General features: G+C 68.5%; 20 protein-coding genes. 15 read left to right on the forward strand and 5 right to left on the reverse strand.

What is annotated here, in order from left to right; all coding sequences use genetic code 11:
• Positions 1–2 precede the first annotated feature (2 nt).
• The 4 genes from LT948_RS24790 (at position 3) to LT948_RS24805 (ending at position 4,982) form a co-directional block, all read left to right on the forward strand.
• Entirely contained in the window at positions 3–989 is a 987-nt protein-coding gene (locus LT948_RS24790) for a 2-hydroxyacid dehydrogenase (RefSeq protein WP_023097613.1), read from the forward strand.
• A 167-nt stretch (positions 990–1,156) separates the two neighbouring features.
• Positions 1,157–1,873, forward strand: a complete 717-nt coding sequence (locus LT948_RS24795; protein WP_033995475.1) for a gluconate 2-dehydrogenase subunit 3 family protein — start codon at positions 1,157–1,159, stop codon at positions 1,871–1,873.
• 2 nt (positions 1,874–1,875) lie between these two features.
• Entirely contained in the window at positions 1,876–3,651 is a 1,776-nt protein-coding gene (locus LT948_RS24800) for a GMC family oxidoreductase (RefSeq protein ID WP_073657021.1), read from the forward strand.
• A gap of 11 nt (positions 3,652–3,662) precedes the next feature.
• Entirely contained in the window at positions 3,663–4,982 is a 1,320-nt protein-coding gene (locus LT948_RS24805) for a cytochrome c (RefSeq protein WP_023099583.1), read from the forward strand.
• A gap of 100 nt (positions 4,983–5,082) precedes the next feature.
• Here the strand turns inward: LT948_RS24805 and LT948_RS24810 are convergent, their stop codons facing one another.
• Positions 5,083–5,979, reverse strand: coding sequence for a LysR family transcriptional regulator (locus LT948_RS24810; protein ID WP_009315794.1), 897 nt, complete (start codon positions 5,977–5,979; stop codon positions 5,083–5,085).
• An 86-nt stretch (positions 5,980–6,065) separates the two neighbouring features.
• Here LT948_RS24810 and LT948_RS24815 point away from each other — a divergent pair, with 86 nt between their 5' ends.
• On the forward strand, positions 6,066–7,136 hold the full coding sequence (locus LT948_RS24815; protein WP_015502924.1) for a CTP synthase C-terminal region-related (seleno)protein: 1,071 nt from the start codon (positions 6,066–6,068) through the stop codon (positions 7,134–7,136).
• Here LT948_RS24815 and LT948_RS24820 read toward each other — a convergent pair.
• Positions 7,100–8,305, reverse strand: a complete 1,206-nt coding sequence (locus LT948_RS24820) for an MFS transporter (RefSeq protein ID WP_003110750.1) — start codon at positions 8,303–8,305, stop codon at positions 7,100–7,102. The genes LT948_RS24815 and LT948_RS24820 overlap by 37 nt on opposite strands.
• Positions 8,306–8,451: 146 nt before the next feature.
• Here LT948_RS24820 and LT948_RS24825 point away from each other — a divergent pair, with 146 nt between their 5' ends.
• The 3 genes from LT948_RS24825 (at position 8,452) to LT948_RS24835 (ending at position 11,384) form a co-directional block, all read left to right on the forward strand.
• Complete coding sequence (locus LT948_RS24825; RefSeq protein WP_003089292.1) at positions 8,452–9,042, forward strand: TetR/AcrR family transcriptional regulator; 591 nt, start codon at positions 8,452–8,454, stop codon at positions 9,040–9,042.
• A gap of 7 nt (positions 9,043–9,049) precedes the next feature.
• Positions 9,050–9,565: a GNAT family N-acetyltransferase gene (locus LT948_RS24830; protein WP_003139434.1), complete on the forward strand. Its 516-nt coding sequence runs from the start codon at positions 9,050–9,052 to the stop codon at positions 9,563–9,565.
• Between the two features lie 121 nt (positions 9,566–9,686).
• Positions 9,687–11,384 (forward strand): peptidoglycan D,D-transpeptidase FtsI family protein, encoded by a 1,698-nt coding sequence (locus tag LT948_RS24835; protein WP_003110751.1) that lies wholly within the window; start codon positions 9,687–9,689, stop codon positions 11,382–11,384.
• Positions 11,385–11,391: 7 nt separating this feature from the next.
• Here LT948_RS24835 and soxR read toward each other — a convergent pair whose 3' ends face one another.
• The gene (soxR, locus tag LT948_RS24840) at positions 11,392–11,862 is read right to left on the reverse strand and encodes a redox-sensitive transcriptional activator SoxR (protein ID WP_003089301.1); all 471 of its coding nucleotides are present in this window, start codon (positions 11,860–11,862) and stop codon (positions 11,392–11,394) included.
• A 77-nt stretch (positions 11,863–11,939) separates the two neighbouring features.
• Here soxR and pumA point away from each other — a divergent pair, with 77 nt between their 5' ends.
• A complete protein-coding gene (gene pumA, locus LT948_RS24845) occupies positions 11,940–12,317 on the forward strand; it encodes a monooxygenase PumA (protein WP_003089304.1) in 378 nt (125 codons plus the stop codon).
• Between the two features lie 24 nt (positions 12,318–12,341).
• Here the strand turns inward: pumA and LT948_RS24850 are convergent, their stop codons facing one another.
• Positions 12,342–13,403, reverse strand: a complete 1,062-nt coding sequence (locus tag LT948_RS24850; RefSeq protein WP_003139432.1) for an NAD(P)-dependent alcohol dehydrogenase — start codon at positions 13,401–13,403, stop codon at positions 12,342–12,344.
• A 208-nt stretch (positions 13,404–13,611) separates the two neighbouring features.
• On the opposite strand from LT948_RS24850, the gene LT948_RS24855 reads away from it, so the two are divergent.
• The 5 genes from LT948_RS24855 (at position 13,612) to arsH (ending at position 17,434) form a co-directional block, all read left to right on the forward strand.
• Entirely contained in the window at positions 13,612–14,502 is an 891-nt protein-coding gene (locus LT948_RS24855; protein ID WP_003110753.1) for an AraC family transcriptional regulator, read from the forward strand.
• A 78-nt stretch (positions 14,503–14,580) separates the two neighbouring features.
• Entirely contained in the window at positions 14,581–14,931 is a 351-nt protein-coding gene (locus LT948_RS24860; RefSeq protein WP_003089312.1) for a metalloregulator ArsR/SmtB family transcription factor, read from the forward strand.
• A gap of 13 nt (positions 14,932–14,944) precedes the next feature.
• Positions 14,945–16,228, forward strand: a complete 1,284-nt coding sequence (locus LT948_RS24865) for an arsenic transporter (protein ID WP_003089314.1) — start codon at positions 14,945–14,947, stop codon at positions 16,226–16,228.
• A gap of 31 nt (positions 16,229–16,259) precedes the next feature.
• The gene (locus LT948_RS24870; RefSeq protein ID WP_003112098.1) at positions 16,260–16,730 is read left to right on the forward strand and encodes an arsenate reductase ArsC; all 471 of its coding nucleotides are present in this window, start codon (positions 16,260–16,262) and stop codon (positions 16,728–16,730) included.
• Between the two features lie 11 nt (positions 16,731–16,741).
• Positions 16,742–17,434, forward strand: coding sequence for an arsenical resistance protein ArsH (gene arsH, locus LT948_RS24875; protein ID WP_023097609.1), 693 nt, complete (start codon positions 16,742–16,744; stop codon positions 17,432–17,434).
• A gap of 12 nt (positions 17,435–17,446) precedes the next feature.
• Here the strand turns inward: arsH and LT948_RS24880 are convergent, their stop codons facing one another.
• The gene (locus LT948_RS24880; protein WP_003122741.1) at positions 17,447–18,301 is read right to left on the reverse strand and encodes a helix-turn-helix transcriptional regulator; all 855 of its coding nucleotides are present in this window, start codon (positions 18,299–18,301) and stop codon (positions 17,447–17,449) included.
• Between the two features lie 287 nt (positions 18,302–18,588).
• Between LT948_RS24880 and LT948_RS24885 the strand changes: the two genes are divergently transcribed.
• Positions 18,589–19,017: a hypothetical protein gene (locus tag LT948_RS24885; protein WP_003089323.1), complete on the forward strand. Its 429-nt coding sequence runs from the start codon at positions 18,589–18,591 to the stop codon at positions 19,015–19,017.
• The last annotated feature ends 5 nt before the right edge of the window (positions 19,018–19,022 follow it).

Consider the following 19,022-nt stretch of genomic DNA (forward strand, 5'->3'; position numbering starts at 1 on the left):
CGATGAAGAAAGTGGTTCTCTACAAACGTCTCTCCGCGCCCCTGATGGAACGCCTGCGCGAACGGGTCGAGGTGCTCCTGGTCGAGGAGCCCGGCCGCGACGGCCTGGCCCGCCTGCGCGACGCCCTGCCCGAGGCCCACGGCCTGCTCGGCGCCAGCCTGCGCCTGGACGCCGGACTGCTCGACCTGGCACCGCGACTGGAAGCCATCGCCAGCGTCTCGGTGGGCGTCGACAACTATGACATCGACTACCTCGACCGCCGCGGCATCCTCCTCAGCAATACCCCCGACGTGCTCACCGAGACCACCGCCGACACCGGCTTCGCGCTGATCCTGGCGACAGCCCGGCGGGTAGTGGAACTGGCCGGCTGGGTGCGCGCCGGGGAATGGAAGAAGAGCGTCGGCGCCGCCCAGTTCGGTACCGACGTGCATGGCAAGACCCTCGGTATCGTCGGCATGGGCCGCATCGGCGAGGCCCTGGCCCGGCGCGGGCACCACGGCTTCGGCATGCGCGTGCTGTACCACAGCCATAGCCCGAAGCCCCACGTCGAAGAACGCTACGCAGCGAGCTACCGCTCCCTCGACGCGCTGCTCGAGGAATCCGACTTCGTCTGCCTGACCCTGCCGCTGACCGCCGCCACCGAAGGCCTGATCGGTGCCGCGCAGTTCGCCCGGATGCGCCCGCAGGCGATCTTCATCAACATCTCCCGTGGCCGGGTGGTCGACGAGGCGGCCCTGATCGAGGCCCTGGCCCAGCGGCGGATCCGCGCCGCCGGCCTCGACGTGTTCGAGCGCGAGCCGCTGTCTCCCGACTCGCCGCTGCTGCGCCTGCCGAATGTGGTGGCCACTCCGCACATCGGCTCGGCCACCGAGGAAACCCGCGAAGCCATGGCCCGCTGCGCGGTAGACAACCTGCTGGCCGCCCTCGCCGGCGAGCGGCCGCTGAACCTGGTCAATCCTTCGGCCTGGGCGCGACGGCGAGGCGCCTGAAGGCCGCGCCGGGCCGACGCCCGGCGCGCCGTTCTGCTTCACTTGCCGGTATTGGCCCGCCTGAATCCTTGCTGAAACGTTTTTTCAACGTGACACATGAACTTATAATTAGCCTGCTAATCATTATCAGAAAGACGAAACCGTGATGATCCAGAGAGGACCCCACCATGCCCGATGACAAGGCCGTCAACGGCCGCCGCGACTTCCTGCGCAAGACCCTGACCGTGATCCCGGCGGTGACCCTGGCCGGCTATGGCGTCGGCCATGCCATGCAGACGCCCGCCGCCGAGCAGGACAAACCCCACGAACGCTACCAGCCTCGCTTCTTCACCAACACCGAATGGGCTTTCGTCAACGCTGCGGTGGCGCGACTGATCCCCAGCGACGACAACGGCCCCGGCGCCATCGAGGCCGGGGTGCCGGAGTTCATCGACCGACAGATGGAAACCCCCTACGGGCACGGCGCACTCTGGTACATGCAGGGGCCGTTCGTCACCGACGCCGCGCCGGAGTTCGGCCATCAGTTGAAGCTGGTGCCACGCGACATCTACCGGGTCGGCATCGCCGCCCTGGAACGCTGGAGCAAGGCCAACCAGGGCAAGCCGTTCGCCGAGCTGGAGCCGTCGGCGCAGGACGACATCCTGCAACGCCTGGAAGCCGGCCAGATCGACCTGCAGGACCTGCCGGCCAAGCTGCTCTTCGGCCAGTTGCTGCAAAACACCCACGAAGGCTTCTTCTCCGATCCGCAGCACGGCGGCAATCGCGGCCTGGTGGGCTGGAAGCTGGTCGGTTTCCCCGGTGCCCGCGCCGACTTCATGGACTGGGCCGACCGTGGCGAGAAGTATCCCTTCCCGCCGGTGGCGATTTCCGGCGAGAGGGGCTGAACATGGCGACGACACTCAAACCGGTGGACGCGGTGGTGGTCGGCTTCGGCTGGACCGGAGCGATCCTGGCCAAGGAGCTGACCGAGGCCGGGCTCAACGTGGTGGCGCTGGAGCGCGGCGAGAACCGCGATACCTATCCCGACGGCGCCTACCCGAACACCCTCGACGAGCTGACCTACAACACACGCGGCAAGCTGTTCCAGAATCTCTCCAAGAGCACCGTGAGCATCCGCCACGGGATCAACGACACCGCGCTGCCCTACCGTCAGCTCTCCGCCTTCCTTCCCGGCGACGGCGTCGGTGGCGCCGGCCTGCACTGGTCCGGCGTGCATTTCCGGATCATGCCCGAGGAACTGCGCCTGCGCAGTCACTACGAGGAACGCTACGGCAAGAAATTCATCCCCGAAGGCATGACCATCCAGGACTACGGGGTCAGTTACGAGGAGCTGGAGCCGCACTTCGATTTCGCCGAGAAGGTCTTCGGCACCTCCGGCACCGCGCATACGGTCAAGGGCCAGGTGGTCGGCACGGGCAATCCGTTCGCCGCCGACCGCTCGGACGACTTCCCGCTGCCGGCGCTGCGCCAGGTGTACTCCGCGCAACTGTTCCGCAAGGCCGCCGAGGAACTCGGCCTGCACCCCTACGACCTGCCGGCGGCCAACGCTTCGGGGCCCTGGACCAACCCCTACGGGGTGCAGATGGGGCCGTGCAACTTCTGCGGCTTCTGCAGCGGCTACGCCTGCTACATGTATTCCAAGGCCTCGCCGAACCTGAACATCCTGCCGGCGCTGCGCCAGACCCCGCTGTTCGAACTGCGCGCCAACTGCAACGTGCTCAAGGTCAACCTCGACAGCGACGGCAGGCAGGCCACCGGCGTGATCTACGTCGACGCCCAGGGGCGCGAGATCGTGCAGCCGGCGAAGCTGGTGATCATCAGCGCCTTCCAGTTCCACAACGTGCGCCTGCTGCTGCTCTCCGGCATCGGCAAGCCCTACGACCCGCGCACCGGCGAGGGCGTGGTGGGGAAGAACTTCGCCTACCAGAACATGGCCACCATCAAGGCGTTCTTCGACAAGGACGTGCATACCAACCCCTTCGTCGGCACCGGTGGTGGCGGCGTGGCGGTGGACGACTTCAACGCCGACAACTTCGACCACGGACCGCTGGGCTTCGTCGGCGGCTCGCCGATGTGGGTCAACCAGGCCGGCTCCAAGCCGATCGGCGGCCTCGCCGTGCCGCCCGGCACGCCGAGCTGGGGCAGCGGCTGGAAACAGGCGGTCAAGGACGCCTACACGCACACCGTGTCGATGGACGCCCACGGCAGCAACATGACCTACCGCGACAACTACCTCGACCTCGACCCGACCTACAAGGACGCCTACGGCCAGCCACTGCTGCGCATGACCTTCGACTGGAAGGACAACGAGATCCGCATGAGCCGCTACGTCACCGAGCACATGCGCAAGATCGCCGAGGCGATGAACCCGAAGGCCATCTCGGTGAGCGTCAAGAACTTCGGCGACCACTTCAATACACGGGTCTACCAGACCACCCACCTGCTCGGCGGGGCGATCATGGGCAGCGATCCGAAGACCAGCGTGCTCAACCGCTACCTGCAGAGCTGGGACGTGCACAACGTCTTCGTCATGGGCGCCTCGGCCTTCCCCCAGGGCACCGGCTACAACCCCACTGGGCTGGTGGCGGCGCTGGCCTACTGGTCGGCCAAGGCGATCCGCGAGCAATACCTGAAGAACCCCGGTCCGCTGGTGCAGGCATGAGGAGCGCAACGATGAAACCGACAGCCTTCCTCGCCCTCTCCGCCCTCGCCTGCGGCATCGCCCAGGCCGCCGCAGCGCCGGACCCGACCCTGGTCAGGCAGGGCGAATACCTGGCCCGCGCCGGCGATTGCGTGGCCTGCCACACCGCCAGGGACGGCAAGCCGTTCGCCGGGGGCCTGCCGATGGAAACGCCGATCGGCGCGGTGTACTCGACCAACATCACCCCGGACCGCAAGACTGGCATCGGCGACTACAGCTTCGAGGACTTCGACCGCGCCGTGCGCCACGGCGTGGCCAGGTCCGGCGACACCCTCTACCCGGCGATGCCCTACCCGTCCTACGCGCGAGTCAGCGAAGCGGACATGCGCGCCCTCTACGCCTACTTCATGCATGGCGTGGAGCCGGTGGAGCAGCCCAACAAGGCCAGCGACATCCCCTGGCCGCTGTCGATGCGCTGGCCGCTGGCATTCTGGCGCTGGACCTTCGCTCCCGAGGTGAAGGACTTCCAGGCCGCCGCCGGGCAGGACCCGGTGCTGGCGCGCGGCGCCTACCTGGTCGAAGGCCTCGGCCACTGTGGCGCCTGCCATACCCCGCGTGGGCTGGGCATGCAGGAGAAGGCCCTGGCGGCGAGCGATGGCGCGGCCTACCTGTCCGGCAGCGCGCCGCTGGAGAACTGGATCGCCAAGAGCCTGCGCGGCGACCACCGGACCGGACTGGGCAGTTGGAGCGAAGCCGACCTGGTCAGCTTCCTGCGCACCGGCCGCAGCGAGCGCAGCGCGGTGTTCGGCGGCATGTCCGACGTGGTGGTGCACAGCATGCAGTACATGACCGACGCCGACCTCACCGCCATCGCCCGCTACCTCAAGTCGCTGCCGCCGGCGGACCCCGCCGACCAGCCGCACGTCTACGACGAGAGCGTGGCCCAGGCACTGTTCCACGGCGACGACAGCAAGACCGGCGCGGCGCTCTACGTCGACAACTGCGGGGCCTGCCACCGCACCGACGGCAAGGGCTATGCGCGGGTCTTCCCGGCCCTGGCCGGCAACCCGGTGGTGACCGGCAGCGACCCGACCTCCCTGGTGCACATCGTGCTCAAGGGCGGCACCCTGCCGGCCACCCACCAGGCACCGTCGAGCTTCACCATGCCGCCGTTCGGCTGGCGGATGAACGACCAGGAGATCGCCGACGTGGTCAACTTCATCCGCACCAGTTGGGGCAACCAGGCGCCGAGCGTCAGCGTCGACGAGGTCAAGCGCCTGCGCAAGGACACCGGCGCGGCGGCGGTGGGCGACATTCCGCCGCCGGGACCGGCCGCGGCGGATCGCGGCTGAGCGCCAGGCCTCTGGCGAAACGCCATTCCAGCCCCTCTCCCGCTCGCGGGAGAGGGTTGGGGAGCGGGAGCGCGCCGTACCGGGCACGGCCCTCCCCCCTTCATTCATCGCCCAAGCGCACATGCCGCCCCAGCTCGTCGAACAACGCGACCACCGAGCGCAACGCCCGGCAGTCCGGACGGGTCAGCAGCCACAGGGCGCTGGCGCAGCCCTCGAGGTCGGCGTCCAGTACCCGCAGGCCATCGCCGTCGCGTAGCAGGTAGGCAGGGATCGCCGCCAGGCCGAGGCCGGCGCGGGCCATCTCGGCTACCGCCAGCACACCGTTGCAGCGGTAGGCCGGGAGCACCCCGGGATAGTGTCGACGACGCCAGACCACGCTCGGGTGGTCGGGAAGGAAATCGTCCGGGGCGATCCAGTGCAGCATGGCGGGCTCCGCCGCGTCGCGGCCCTCCAGGTAGCGTTCGCTGGCGCAGAGCACGTAGCGCACCTCGCCGAGGTTGCGCCCGACCAGGTGTTCCGGCGGCGTGCGGGTCATGCGCAGGGCGATGTCGGCGTCGCGCCGGCTGAGGTTGGCAAAGTCGTTGGAGGTCGCCAGCTCCAGTTGCAGGGCCGGATAGCCAGGCATGAAGCGCGCCAGCGCCGGCAGCAGCAGGCCATGCAGGACGGCGTCGGAGCAGGTCAGGCGCACGGTACCGCTGAGCACCTCGCGCTCCAGTTCGAGGCCGATGCGCGCCGCCTCCAGCGCCTGTTCCGCCAGTTCTGCCTGCTGCGCCAGGCGGCGGGCGGTCTGGTTCGCCAGGTAGCCGCTGCGGCTCTTGTCGAACAACGCCTTGCCGAGGTTCTTCTCCAGCCGGCGGATGGCCCGGAAAACCGTCGACACATCGACCCTGAGCAACTCTGCGGCCCGCGCCAGGCTACCGCCGCGAACCAGGGCGAGGACCAGGGCAAGATCGGCATGGTCCAGGCGATATTGCAGCGGTGCATTCATCTTTTGCATTGGCGCCGATATCGAGTGCGGAAACGCAACTATAGAGTGAGCGCCAGGGCCCGCCAACCGGCGTGGCGAAACTGGAGCGAAAACGGATGTCCACCCCTCCCGCGGCGCCGCTGCGCATTGCCCTGGTCGGCGACCACGACCCGCACATCACCGCCCACCGGGCGATTCCCCTGGCCCTGCGCCTGGCCGGCGAGGCACTCGGCCTGGAGATCGCATTCGACTGGCTGGCCAGCGACCGCCTGCCCGCCGAGCCGGCGCTGGAGCGCTATGACGGGTTCTGGTGCGTGCCGGGCAGCCCCTATCGCGACGCCGACGCGGTGCTGCGCCTGATCGCCCATGCCCGGGGCCGGCGCCGGCCGTTCCTCGGTACCTGCGCCGGCTTCCAGCACACGATCCTCGAGTTCGCCCGCAACGCCCTCGGCTGGCAGGCGGCGACCCATGGCGAGGAGCATCCGCACAGCGACCAGGCGGTGATCGCCGCCCTGCCCTGCGCTCTGCTCGAAGCCCGCGAGGAAGTCCGCCTGCTGCGCGGCTCGCGCCTGGCCCTGGCGTATGCTGCCGACTGGATCGAGGCGGACTACCATTGCCGCTACGCAATCGCCCCGCGCTTCGCCGCGGAACTTACCGGCGGCGCACTGCGGGCCAGCGCCTGGAGCGCCGACGGAGCGATCCGCGCGGTGGAGCTGGAACAGCATCCGTTCTTCGTCGCCACCCTGTTCCAACCCGAGCGGGCAGCCCTGGCCGGCGTCCTGCCGCCACTGCCGAAGGCATTCGTCGAGGCGTGCCGGACGCAGCGCCGCGACCGCCCCCGGCGCGGCCCGACACCTTATTACGCAGTGATCTTCAGCTCCCATCGCAGCGCCGTCGACGACGGCTACGCCGAAGCGGCCGAGCGCATGCTGGAACTGGCCAGCCGCCAGCCGGGCTATCTCGGCGTGGAGTCGGTCCGCGGCACCGACGGTTTCGGCATCACCGTCTCCTACTGGGACAGCGAGGCGGCGATCCGTGCCTGGAGCCGCCACGCGGAGCACCGCGACGCCCAGGCGCGCGGCCGGCGCGACTGGTACGCCGGTTTCAGCGCGCGGATCGCCCGGGTCGAACGCGAATACGCCTTCCCGGCTCAGCCGGACACCGCGCAGTCGCCGGCCTCGTCCTGAGCCAGCACCCGGAAGCAGGCCAGGGCCAGCAGCCAGGCCAACCAGCCGGCGCCGACCGCGACGAGGAAACCGCTGGCGGCGCCGTAGCCCTCCACCACCCAGCCGGCCAGCGCCGAGCCCAGGGCCATGCCGATGCCCAGCCCGGTGATGGCCCAGGTCAGGCCTTCGGTGAGGCGTGCCGGGTCCACCGCGCGCTCGACCAGGCCCATGGCCAGGATCATCGTCGGCGCCACGCTGAAACCGGCCACCAGCACGGTCAGGGCAAGCGCAAGGATGCTCTCCACCCCTAGCAGCGGCATCAGGCTCAGGGCCATCAGCGTAACCATGCTGAGCAATTGCCGGGAAAGCGCCAGGCGCCAGCGCAGCAGCCCGAACAGCAATCCCGCGAGACATGAGCCGACGGCATAGACCGACAACACCAGGCTTGCCGCAGCCTTGTTGCCGTGCGCCTCGGCGAAGGCCACGCTGACCACTTCCACCGCGCCGAAGATCACCCCGATGGCGGCCAGCACCAGCGCCAGCACGCGTACCGCCGGATAGGCCAGCGCGCTGCCGGCGCGGCGCCGCGGATGGGCATGCAGCGGCGGTTCGGTGCCGCGTTGCAGGCTGAACAGGCTCACCCCGGCGACCAGGAACAGCGTCGCCAGCAGCGGCCCCGCCTCGGCGAACCAGCCGACGCTGAGGCTCACCGCCAGCACCGGCCCGATGATGTAGCACACCTCGTCCATCACCGATTCGAAGGAAAACGCCGTGTGCAGCTTCGGCGAGCCCCGGTACAGCTCGGTCCAGCGCGCCCGCACCATGGCCGGCATGCTCGGCATCGCCCCGGCGAGCAAGGCGAACAGGTAGAGCCAGGCATTCGGCGCTCGATAGTGCGTACACAGCAACAGCGCGCTCATCGCCAGGGCGCTGGCCAGAGCGGCCGGGAGCAGCACCCGGCCCTGGCCGAAGCGGTCCACCAGGCGCGATACCTGCGGCGCGAGCAAGGCATTGCAGAACACGAAGGTGGCCGCCACGGTACCGGCCAGCCAGTAGTCGGCATGCACCTGGGAAAGCATGGTGACGATGCCCAGGCCGGTCATCGACAGGGGCATCCGCGCCAGCAGGCCGGCGGCTGAAAAGCCCTTGGCGCCGGGCGCGGCGAACAGTTCGAGATAGGGGTTGCTCATGGAAAGCCTCGGCTGGCCGGCTCCAGCGGAACCGGCGACGACGGGAGAAGACGAAATTAACATACGCAGCGTATGTCAAAAATCATGGAGACATACGCAGCGTATGTCAATTATCCTGAAGCCCCTTCGCCACCCGGAGACCTCGCATGGCCCGCAAGCCTCGCGCCGAGATGATCGAGGAAACCCGCGCCAAGCTGATCGACGCCGCGCGCCGAGCGTTCGCCGACAACGGCTACGCCGGCGCCTCGATGGACGACCTGACCGCCAGCGCCGGCCTCACCCGCGGCGCGCTGTATCACCACTTCGGCGACAAGAAAGGCCTGCTGGCCGCGGTGGTGCAGCAGATCGACGACGAGATGAACCTTCGCCTCGGCGCCATCCTGGCTGCCGGCGAGGACCTCTGGAGCGGCTTCCGTGCCTACAACCGGGCCTACCTGGAAATGGCCCTGGAAGCGGAAATCCAGCGCATCGTCCTGCGCGATGCCCCGGCCATCCTCGGCAGCCCCAGCAGCGAGGCCAGCCAACTGCGCTGCCTAAGCTCGATGACCGGGCAACTGCGCGAACTGATGGACAGCGGGCGGGTCCGCCGCACCGACGCCGAGGCCCTGGCCTGGCTGCTCAACGGCGCGCTGGTGGACGCCGCCCTGCGTATCGCCAACGCCGAACACCCGCCGGAGAGCCTGGCCAGGGCCTGCCAGGCCCTGGACGTGCTGCTCGACGGCCTGCTCATGGAGTGAAAAGCCAATGGACTACCGCATCAGAACCAGCCGCGACGAGGACGCCGCGCTGCTCCCGGCCATCGAGCGCTCAGCCGGGGAAAGCTTCCGCCTGCTGCCCGAGCTGGCCTGGATCGCCGACGCCGGGGTCGCCGGGGTGGACTTCCATCGCCGCCTGATCGAGCGCGGCAGCCACTGGCTGGCGGAAGACGCCGATGGCCAGCCGGTCGGTTTCCTCGCCGCCGAACGCTGCGCCGACGAGTTGCACATCGCCGAGTTGTCCATCGCCCAGGCCCACCAGCAACAGGGCCTGGGCCGCCGCCTGCTGGAGCGGGCGGTGACCTACGCCCACGCCAGCCACTGCCGGGCGCTGACCCTGACGACCTTCTGCGACGTGCCCTGGAACGCGCCGTTCTACGCACGCCTGGGCTTCCAGCGGCTGACCTGGCAGGAAGCCGGCGAGCGCCTGCGCGCGATCCTCGGCCACGAGCAGGAGATCGGCTTCGCCGCCGACAGCCGCTGCGCGATGCGCCTGCTGCTCTAGACGGCGGCAAGGGGCTTGACCAGCGGGTGGCGGGTGACGGTACAGTTGCCAACTGCAACAGGATGTTTCAGCACTGCCCCGGACGGGCTTCCGCTCTCCCTCTTCCCCAGTGTGCCCTTGCATGAGCAGTCAACGCCGAAACTACCGCTTCATCCTTGTCGTCACCCTGTTCGTCCTCGCCTCCCTGGCCGTCTCCGGACGGTTGGTCTATCTCCAGGTCCACGACCACGAATTCCTCGCCGACCAGGGCGACCTCCGCTCGATCCGCGACCTACCGATCCCGGTCACCCGCGGCATGATCACCGACCGCAACGGCGAGCCGCTGGCGGTATCCACCGAAGTCGCGTCGATCTGGTGCAACCCCAGGGAAATGGCCGCCCACCTCGACGAGGTGCCACGCCTGGCCGGCGCCCTGCACCGCCCCGCGGCGCCGCTGCTGGCCCAGCTCCAGGCCAACCCGAACAAGCGCTTCCTCTACCTCGAGCGCGGCCTGTCGCCGATCGAGGCCAGCGAGGTGATGGCCCTGGGCATAACGGGGGTACACCAGATCAAGGAATACAAGCGTTTCTACCCCAGTTCCGAGCTGACCGCGCAGTTGATCGGCCTGGTCAACATCGACGGCCGCGGCCAGGAAGGCACCGAACTGGGCTTCAACGACTGGCTGAGCGGCAAGGACGGAGTACGCGAGGTGGCGATCAACCCGCGCGGCTCGCTGGTCAACAGCATCAAGGTGCTGAAGACGCCCAAGGCCAGCCAGGACGTGGCCCTGAGCATCGACCTGCGACTACAGTTCATCGCCTACAAGGCGCTGGAAAAGGCCGTGCTCAAGTTCGGCGCACACTCCGGCTCGGCGGTCCTGGTGAACCCGAAGAGCGGGCAGATCCTGGCGATGGCCAACTTCCCCTCCTACAACCCGAACAACCGCGCCAGCTTCGCCCCGGCCTTCATGCGCAACCGCACCCTCACCGATACCTTCGAGCCGGGCTCGGTGATCAAGCCGTTCAGCATGTCGGCGGCGCTGGCCTCCGGCAAGTTCGACGAGAACAGCCAAGTCAGCGTGGCACCGGGCTGGATGACCATCGACGGGCACACCATCCACGACGTCGCCCGGCGCGACGTACTGACCATGACCGGGGTGCTGATCAACTCCTCGAACATCGGCATGAGCAAGGTCGCCCTGCAGATCGGACCCAAGCCGATCCTCGAACAGCTCGGCCGGGTCGGTTTCGGCGCGCCGCTGTCGCTGGGCTTCCCCGGCGAGAACCCGGGCTACCTGCCGTTCCACGAGAAATGGTCGAACATCGCCACCGCCAGCATGTCGTTCGGCTACAGCCTGGCGGTGAACACCGCCGAGCTGGCCCAGGCCTACTCGGTGTTCGCCAACGACGGCAAGCTGGTGCCGCTCAGCCTGCTCCGCGACAACCCGCAGAACCAGGTGCGCCAGGCGATGGACCCGCAGATCGCACGGCGCATCCGGGCGATGCTGCAAACCGTGGTGGAAGACCCGAAGGGCGTGGTCCGCGCCCGCGTGCCGGGCTACCACGTGGCGGGCAAGAGCGGCACCGCGCGCAAGGCCTCGGGCCGGGGCTACGCGGACAAGTCCTACCGTTCGCTGTTCGTCGGCATGGCGCCGGCGTCCGACCCGCAACTGGTGCTGGCGGTGATGATCGATTCGCCGACCAGGATTGGCTACTTCGGCGGCCTGGTCTCGGCGCCCACCTTCAGCGACATCATGGCCGGATCGCTACGCGCCCTGGCGATCCCGCCGGACAACCTGCAGGACAGCCCGGCCGTCGCCGACCGCCAGCACCACGGCTGACCGCTGCCTAGCCGTCGTGCTCGCGGCCCTCGGCGTCCAGCCAGTGCGCTCCCGGCCCCTCGGCGGACAGCTGGTCGCCGGGGTTGCGCAACGGGCAGGCCTGGAGCGACAGGCAGCCGCAACCGATGCAGCCGTCCAGTTGGTCGCGCAACAGCAGCAGCTTGTCGATGCGCTCGGTGAGATCCTCCTTCCACTGCGCCGACAGGCGCGCCCAGTCCGCCGCGCTAGGGCTGCGCCCGGCCGGCAGGGTCTGCAGGGCGCGAGCGATCTCCGCGAGGGGAATGCCGACCCGCTGGGCGACCTTGATCACCACCACCCGGCGTAGCGTCTCGCGACTGAAGCGCCGCTGGTTGCCGGCGTTGCGCTGGCTGCTGATCAGCCCCTTGGTTTCGTAGAAATGCAGGGCGGAGACCGCCACGCCGGCACGCCTGGCCAGTTCGCCGACGCTCAGTTCGCGGGATGCGCAGGAATTCTTCATGATTGGCTTGACCTCAAGTTTGCTTGAGGTTTTACCCTGGGCCGGCCCTCGACACAAGTCACCCGGAGTAACCCGCCATGCTCATCCCCTCCTCCTACTGCTGCACCGACGACCAGTGCCCGGCCGCTAGCGAGCGGTCGCCGTGCTACGCGCAACTCATCGATATCGAGGTGGAACCCGCCAGCCAGTTGTCGCTGGCGCTGGAACAGAACGCGCACCTGCAACGCCTGGAACGCTGCTTCAGGAACTGCCCGGGCTACCTGTCCGCCAGCCTGCACCCCAGCGAGGACGGCCAGCACGTGCTGAACTACACCTGCTGGCGTTCACGCGAGGACTGCGAACGCGCCTGGCAAGCCCGGGAGGACGCGCAAGGCCCGCTGAGCGCGGGCGTCTGGCGGCTGGGGGCGAAAAGCGTGCGTTTCGAGACCTTCCTGGTCGACGCCGAGGGCTGCTGAGCCCGCCGGCGCCGACGGCCCGTCTCAGAAGGACTTCGGCAGGGAGGCCATGTCGATCACGAAGCGATACTTCACGTCGCTGGCCAGCATCCGCTCGTAGGCCTGGTTGATCTGCTGGATCTCGATCATCTCGATGTCGCAGGCGATCCCGTGGGTCGCGCAGAAATCCAGCATTTCCTGGGTCTCGGCGATGCCGCCGATGGCCGAGCCGGCGATCGAGCGGCGCCCCATCACCAGTTGCGCACCGTGCACCGCCGGCTCCAGCGGCTCGAGCAGGCCGACCAGCACGAGGGTGCCGTCGCGCTTGAGGGTCGCCAGGTAGGGATTGAGGTCGTGCTGGTGCGGCACGGTGTCCAGGATCAGGTCGAAGCGTCCGGCGACGGCGGCCATCCGCTGTGGGTCGGTGGAAAGGATCACCTGGTCGGCGCCGAGCCGCCGCGCTTCCTCTTCCTTGCCCGGCGAGCGGGTGAACAGGGCCACCTCGGCACCGAGCGCCCTGGCGAACTTCAGGCCCATGTGACCGAGGCCGCCCAGGCCGACCACCGCCACCCGGCTACCGGGGCCGATCTTCCAGTGACGCAGTGGCGAGTAGGACGTGATCCCGGCGCACAGCAGCGGCGCCGCCGCCTTCGGATCGAGTCCCTGGGGAATGCGCAGGACGAACCTGGCCGAGACCACGATGCGCTCCGAGTAGCCGCCGAAGGTCGGCAGGCCGTCGTGGCGGTCGCGGCCGTTGTAGGTCAGGGTCGGGTATTCCGCGCAATACTGCTCCAGGCCCTCGGAGCAGGCGGCGCAGTGCCGGCAGGAGTCGACCATGCAGCCGACGCCGACCAGTTCGCCGACCGCGAAACCGCTCACCGCCTCGCCGACGCTGGCGACCCGGCCGATGATCTCGTGGCCCGGCACCAGCGGGTACAGGCTGTTGTGCCATTCGTTGCGCGCCTGATGGAGGTCCGAGTGGCAGACGCCGCAGTAGAGGATGTCGATCACCAGGTCGTCGGCGCGCGGCGCGCGGCGTTCGAAGCGATGGGCGGCCAGCGGGGCGCTGGCGGACTGGGCGGCGTAGCCGCGGATCTGTAGGGTCATCGGTGTGTCCTCTTCGCAGGATGGCGGGCCGCGACGACCTTTTGGCGGCGGTCCGTTCGGGGGGCAATTGTTCGCCGGATGGGCGCCGCCGCAGAATGTCCATTCCTGTCGAAGCCTTGCCCATTCGTGCCGATGTTGCGTCCCGCCACTGCCCAGGCGCGCGCGGGGTTGCTACGTTTGCCTCCCCTCCTGGAGAAACAGCCAAGGCATGAGCACTACTTCCACCGACATGGCGTCGCTGATCACCACCCTGCAAGGCGAACCGGGTTTCGACGCCACCCGCATCCCCGGCGTCCGCCTGATGCGCGCCGAACAGGCCTATCCGCGCAGCCCGGTGTTCTACGAGCCGCGCATCTGCATCCTCGCCCAGGGCCAGAAGATCGGTTTCCTCGGTGGCGAAACCTACCGCTATGACGCCGAACGCTACCTGGTGATGTCGGTGCCCCTGCCGTTCGAATGCGAAACCCACGCCTCCGCCGCCGAGCCCTTGCTGGGAGTGAGCGTCGACGTGGAAATCGGCACCTTGAAGGAACTGCTGCTACAGATGGAAGAGGCTCCCGGCAGCGACGACGACAACGAACTGGCGCCCAGCGCGCCGATGGCTTCGGTACCGCTGGACGCGGGGATGGCCGATGCGGTGATGCGCCTGCTGCGCTGCCTGCAGAGCCCGCTGGACAGCCATATCCTCGGCCCGCAACTGGTCCGCGAGATCATCTTCCGCGCCCTGCGCAGCGAGCAGGGCAACGCCCTGCGTGCGGTGGCCGGCCGGCACAGCGGCTACGGGCGCATGGCCAGGGCCCTGCGGCGCATCCACACCGACTACGCCAGTGCGCTGGACATCGACACCCTGGCTCGCGAGGCGAACATGAGCGTGTCGACCTTCCACCACAACTTCAAGGCGATGACCTTCACCTCGCCCCTCCAGTACCTGAAGAGCGTGCGCCTGTACAAGGCCTGGAGCCTGATGGTGCAGGACGGGCTGAACGCCAGTACCGCCGCCAACCAGGTCGGCTACGAGAGCCCCTCGCAGTTCAGCCGCGAGTTCAAGCGCTACTTCGGGCGCACGCCGAGCGAGGAAGTCCAGGCCGCCCGCCGCTAGCCGGCAGGATCGGGGGCGCTTGCAATACATACGGATGTCCGTATATTCGGCTTTCCATATATTCAGGAAGGCCCAGCGATGCCCAGCCCCGCCGAAGTGTTCAAGTGCCTGGCCGACGAGACGCGCGTTCGCGCCACCCTGCTGATCGTCGACCAGGGCGAACTGTGCGTCTGCGAACTGATGTGCGCCCTCGCCGACAGCCAGCCGAAGATCAGCCGCCACCTGGCCCAGTTGCGCAGTGCCGGGCTGCTCCTCGACCGTCGCCAGGGCCAGTGGGTGTATTACCGCCTGAACCCTGCGCTGCCGGCCTGGATCCACGAAGTCCTGCAAGTGACCCTGCGGGCCAACGGCGACTGGCTGCAAGCCGACGCCGCGCGCCTGCGCGACATGGACGGCCGCCCGCAGCGCGCCTCCGCCTGCTGCCAATAGCGCGAGCCGCCCCATGCTGATCGCCTTCGCCATCTTCCTGTTCACCCTGGTCCTGGTCATCTGGCAGCCCAGGGGCCTCGGCATCGGCTGGAGCGCCAGCATCGGCGCCCTGCTCGCCCTGGCGCTGGGCAGCGTCGCGCCGGGCGACATCCCGACCGTCTGGAACATCGTCTGGAATGCGACCGCCACCTTCATCGCGGTGATCGTCATCAGCCTGCTGCTGGACGAGGCCGGCTTCTTCGAATGGGCAGCGCTGCACGTCGCGCGCTGGGCCGGCGGCGACGGCCGGCGCCTGTTCGCCTTCTGCGTGCTGCTCGGCGCGGCGGTCTCGGCGCTGTTCGCCAACGACGGCGCGGCGCTGATCCTCACGCCCATCGTGATGTCGATGCTGCTGGCCCTGCGCTTCAGCCCGGCGGCGACCCTGGCCTTCGTCATGGCGGCGGGCTTCATCGCCGACAGCGCCAGCCTGCCGCTGGTGGTCTCGAACCTGGTGAACATCGTCTCGGCCGACTACTTCGGGCTCGGCTTCGGCGAGTACGCCGCGGTGATGTTGCCGGTAAACCTGGTGAGCGTCGCGACCTCCCTGCTGGTGCTGTTCCTCTATTTCCGCCGCGACCTGCCGCCGGTCTATGCGCTGGAGCAATTGAAGCCGCCGCGGGCGGCGATCCGCGACCGCGCGACCTTCGTCGTCGGTGGCTGGATGCTGCTGGTCCTGCTCGCCGGGCTGTTCGCCCTGGAGCCGCTGGGTGTCCCCGTCAGCGCGGTGGCCGCGACCTGTGCGGCGCTGCTGCTGGCGGTGGCCGGGCGCGGGCGGGTGATCTCGACCCGGCGGGTGCTGCGCGAAGCGCCCTGGCAGATCGTGGTCTTCTCGCTGGGCATGTACCTGGTGGTCTACGGCCTGAAGAACGCCGGTCTCACCGACCTCCTGGCGCAGCTCCTGAACCGCCTGGCCGAGCACGGCGTATGGGCGGCCGCGCTGGGTACCGGACTGCTTTCCGCCGCCCTCTCGTCGGTAATGAACAACATGCCCAGCGTGCTGCTCGGCGCCCTGTCGATCCAGGCCAGCGACACCGCCGGCGCGGTGCGCGAAGCGATGATCTACGCCAACGTCATCGGCTGCGACCTGGGTCCGAAGATCACCCCTATCGGCAGCCTGGCGACGCTCCTCTGGCTGCACGTGCTGGCGCGCAAAGGCATGCGCATCACCTGGGGCTACTACTTCAGGGTCGGCGCCCTGCTGACCCTGCCGGTCCTGCTGGCGACCCTTTCGGCCCTGGCCCTGCGCCTGGCCATCTGACGGCCGCCGGCGACGGCGGCAGGAGCATCCCATGCGAGTCCTGTTCATGTGCACGGCCAACAGTTGCCGCAGCATTCTTTCCGAAGCCATGTTCAACCACCTGGCCCCGCCGGGTTTCGAGGCATGCAGCGCCGGCAGCCAGCCCAGCGGGCGGGTGCATCCGCGCAGCCTGGCAACCCTCGAACAGGCCGGCATCGCCACCCACGGCCTGTACAGCAAGGGCAGCGAAGCCTTCGAAGGCGCACCGCCGGACATCGTCATCACCGTTTGCGACGCCGCCGCGGGGGAAGCCTGCCCGCTGTATCTCGGCGCAGCGCTGAAGGCCCATTGGGGCCTGGCCGATCCCTCCGCCCTGGATGGCGACGAAGCCCTGCGGGATGCGGCGTTCCACGCCACCCTGGCACGCATCGAACAGCGTTGCAGAGCCTTCCTCGGCCTGCCCTTCGCTACCCTGGATCGCGACCAGCTCAAGCGTGAGCTGGAGCGCATCGGCTCGCTCTGACCGGAGGAAGCATGTCCGAACAACTACCCAACCTCGATCCCGCGCTGCTCGGCGACCCGCCCCCCGTCTCCGGGCACAGGCCGCGCATCCTCCTGCTCTACGGCTCGACCCGCGAGCGCTCCTTCAGCCGCCTGCTGGTGCTGGAGGCCGCACGCCTGCTCGAACGCTTCGGCGCCGAAACGCGGATTTTCGACCCTTCCGGGCTGCCATTGCCCGACGATGCACCGCTGGAGCATCCCAAGGTCCGCGAGTTGCGCGACCTGGTGCAGTGGTCGGAAGGCCAGGTCTGGTGCTCGCCCGAACGCCACGGTGCGCTGTCCGCGGTATTCAAGGCGCAGATCGACTGGATTCCCCTGGCGCTCGGGGCGGTGCGCCCGACCCAGGGCAAGACCCTGGCGCTGATGCAGGTCTGCGGCGGCTCGCAGTCGTTCAACGTGGTCAACCAGTTGCGCGTGCTGGGTCGCTGGATGCGCATGTTCACCATCCCCAACCAGTCCTCGGTTCCCAAGGCCTACCTGGAGTTCGACGAAGCGGGCCGGATGAAGCCATCGCCCTACTACGACCGGGTGGTCGACGTGATGGAGGAGTTGTTCAAGTTCACCCTGCTCCTGCGCGAGCGCACGGAGTTCCTGGTGAACCGCTATTCGGAGCGCAAGGAAAGCGCCGAGCAGCTTTCCGCGCGGGTCGACCAGCGTTCGCTCTGAGCCGCGTCCGCCTCACTCGCGCCCCGGCGGATGGCCGAAGCGCGCGCGGTAGGCATGGGTGAAGTTTTCCGGACTGGAGTAGCCCAGGCGGTAGGCGATCTGCGCGATCTGCCAGCGACCCTCGCGGACCATCTGCCGGCCGATCTCGAGACGCCGGTCGCGGACGTACTGCAACATCGAGCGACCGAACTCGTTCTTGAAAATCCGCCGCAAGGTGGTTTCGCCGACCCCCAGTTGGCGCGCCAGTTCGAGGCTGGCCGGCGGCTCACCGAGGTTCGCCTCCAGCAGGCGGCGCGCTTCGTGGGCCAGGTCGCGCTGGGCGCGTGGGGTACGCGCGCGACGAAGGTCCGCGCCGCCCAGGTAGGCGGCCAACTCCACAAGCAGGCCCAAGGTCAGGCTCTCTTCGTGCAGGCGTCCGAGGGCGCCGCGGTATGGATTCTGGTAGAGGCGCTCGAACAGGGCGGTGATGGCGCCGCAACGGGACAACTGGGTGAAGCTCGCGCCGTCGCCCTTCAGCCGCGCCAGCGGCCGCAGGGCGCCGTCGCCGGTTTCCAGTTCTTCCTCCAGGTAGCTGGCGGCGATCCGCAGCCCGCCCAGGCGCACGCGGCTGCCCGCCGGCAGGATGTCGAAGGCCTCCATCGGCTCGCCGGTGCCGAGCACCGAAGGACCGCCCAGGTTGTAGAGATAAGGCTCGCCGCCGTCGACGCTGTGCCGCCACTGGCCGTCGAACATCTGCACGATGCACAGGCCTTCCGGCAGCACCTTGTGGGTTCGCAGCGGCTCGGTGAAGCTCAGGTCGCAATCGAAATACTGCATCGACGGGCGCACCGTCCGCGCCTGGTAGTGACCGGTGGCGCTGCCGAGCATTTCGCGCGCGTCGAGGATCTGCGACTGGCACAGGGGCGAAGGAGCGTCGAAATAAAGCTCCGTGTCGTGGTAGGGATTCCAGCTTTCCATGGCGTAGGTATCGGTGGGACGCAACCATCTGAACCGGTTCAGGCAGCGGCTTTCCAGGATGGTTCCGTGCGCTGATCGAACCGAACCTGTGGGCGACGACACTTTTCCTGTGAGCGGCGGCCGCCTCGGTTGTTCATGGTCCGAGCCTGTATTAATAGATGCGCCCCTTTTACATCGCGTTGCCAAAGGGGGCGAGAATGATAGCAAAGTGGACTGCGGCGCTGCTGATGGGCGCACTGGCGTGGGGATCCTGCACGGCGCAAGCCGAAGAGGCGCGGCCGCCAGTCGCCGACAAGGTGGTGGCCTACCAGGGCCAGCAGGGGCTCAAGGTCTGGACCCTGCGTATCGGCGAAGCGGCGGCCGGCGAAGCGCTGTTGCAGGTCGAAGGACTGGACCACGACTGGGACCGCCTGATCCACAAGGTAAAGGTGGAAAAGAGCGCCAGGGACAGTCGCTACTCCACCGAACTGAACGGCAGCAAGTATGTGATCCTGATCGTGCGCGACGGCTGGGGCGAGCTCTACCTGCCCGGCGAACAGCAGACGCGGCAGGTCGCCTATAGCGAGTCGCTGTCATCCGCAGGCGAGCCCCAGGCATTCCTGACCGACTACCTCGAGCAGAAATAAACGCG

The organism is Pseudomonas sp. CP-1 (assembly GCF_021213715.1).
Lineage (GTDB): Bacteria > Pseudomonadota > Gammaproteobacteria > Pseudomonadales > Pseudomonadaceae > Pseudomonas > Pseudomonas aeruginosa.

What these genes read in the sequence shown, in the direction of transcription:
- LT948_RS24790 (WP_023097613.1), top strand. Translation starts at nt 3, where the DNA reads ATGAAGAAAGTGGTTCTCTACAAACGTCTCTCCGCGCCCCTGATGGAA.
- LT948_RS24795 (WP_033995475.1), top strand. Translation starts at nt 1,157, where the DNA reads ATGCCCGATGACAAGGCCGTCAACGGCCGCCGCGACTTCCTGCGCAAG.
- LT948_RS24800 (WP_073657021.1), top strand. Translation starts at nt 1,876, where the DNA reads ATGGCGACGACACTCAAACCGGTGGACGCGGTGGTGGTCGGCTTCGGC.
- LT948_RS24805 (WP_023099583.1), top strand. Translation starts at nt 3,663, where the DNA reads ATGAAACCGACAGCCTTCCTCGCCCTCTCCGCCCTCGCCTGCGGCATC.
- LT948_RS24810 (WP_009315794.1), bottom strand. Translation starts at nt 5,979, where the DNA reads ATGCAAAAGATGAATGCACCGCTGCAATATCGCCTGGACCATGCCGAT.
- LT948_RS24815 (WP_015502924.1), top strand. Translation starts at nt 6,066, where the DNA reads ATGTCCACCCCTCCCGCGGCGCCGCTGCGCATTGCCCTGGTCGGCGAC.
- LT948_RS24820 (WP_003110750.1), bottom strand. Translation starts at nt 8,305, where the DNA reads ATGAGCAACCCCTATCTCGAACTGTTCGCCGCGCCCGGCGCCAAGGGC.
- LT948_RS24825 (WP_003089292.1), top strand. Translation starts at nt 8,452, where the DNA reads ATGGCCCGCAAGCCTCGCGCCGAGATGATCGAGGAAACCCGCGCCAAG.
- LT948_RS24830 (WP_003139434.1), top strand. Translation starts at nt 9,050, where the DNA reads ATGGACTACCGCATCAGAACCAGCCGCGACGAGGACGCCGCGCTGCTC.
- LT948_RS24835 (WP_003110751.1), top strand. Translation starts at nt 9,687, where the DNA reads ATGAGCAGTCAACGCCGAAACTACCGCTTCATCCTTGTCGTCACCCTG.
- soxR (WP_003089301.1), bottom strand. Translation starts at nt 11,862, where the DNA reads ATGAAGAATTCCTGCGCATCCCGCGAACTGAGCGTCGGCGAACTGGCC.
- pumA (WP_003089304.1), top strand. Translation starts at nt 11,940, where the DNA reads ATGCTCATCCCCTCCTCCTACTGCTGCACCGACGACCAGTGCCCGGCC.
- LT948_RS24850 (WP_003139432.1), bottom strand. Translation starts at nt 13,403, where the DNA reads ATGACCCTACAGATCCGCGGCTACGCCGCCCAGTCCGCCAGCGCCCCG.
- LT948_RS24855 (WP_003110753.1), top strand. Translation starts at nt 13,612, where the DNA reads ATGAGCACTACTTCCACCGACATGGCGTCGCTGATCACCACCCTGCAA.
- LT948_RS24860 (WP_003089312.1), top strand. Translation starts at nt 14,581, where the DNA reads ATGCCCAGCCCCGCCGAAGTGTTCAAGTGCCTGGCCGACGAGACGCGC.
- LT948_RS24865 (WP_003089314.1), top strand. Translation starts at nt 14,945, where the DNA reads ATGCTGATCGCCTTCGCCATCTTCCTGTTCACCCTGGTCCTGGTCATC.
- LT948_RS24870 (WP_003112098.1), top strand. Translation starts at nt 16,260, where the DNA reads ATGCGAGTCCTGTTCATGTGCACGGCCAACAGTTGCCGCAGCATTCTT.
- arsH (WP_023097609.1), top strand. Translation starts at nt 16,742, where the DNA reads ATGTCCGAACAACTACCCAACCTCGATCCCGCGCTGCTCGGCGACCCG.
- LT948_RS24880 (WP_003122741.1), bottom strand. Translation starts at nt 18,301, where the DNA reads ATGCTCGGCAGCGCCACCGGTCACTACCAGGCGCGGACGGTGCGCCCG.
- LT948_RS24885 (WP_003089323.1), top strand. Translation starts at nt 18,589, where the DNA reads ATGATAGCAAAGTGGACTGCGGCGCTGCTGATGGGCGCACTGGCGTGG.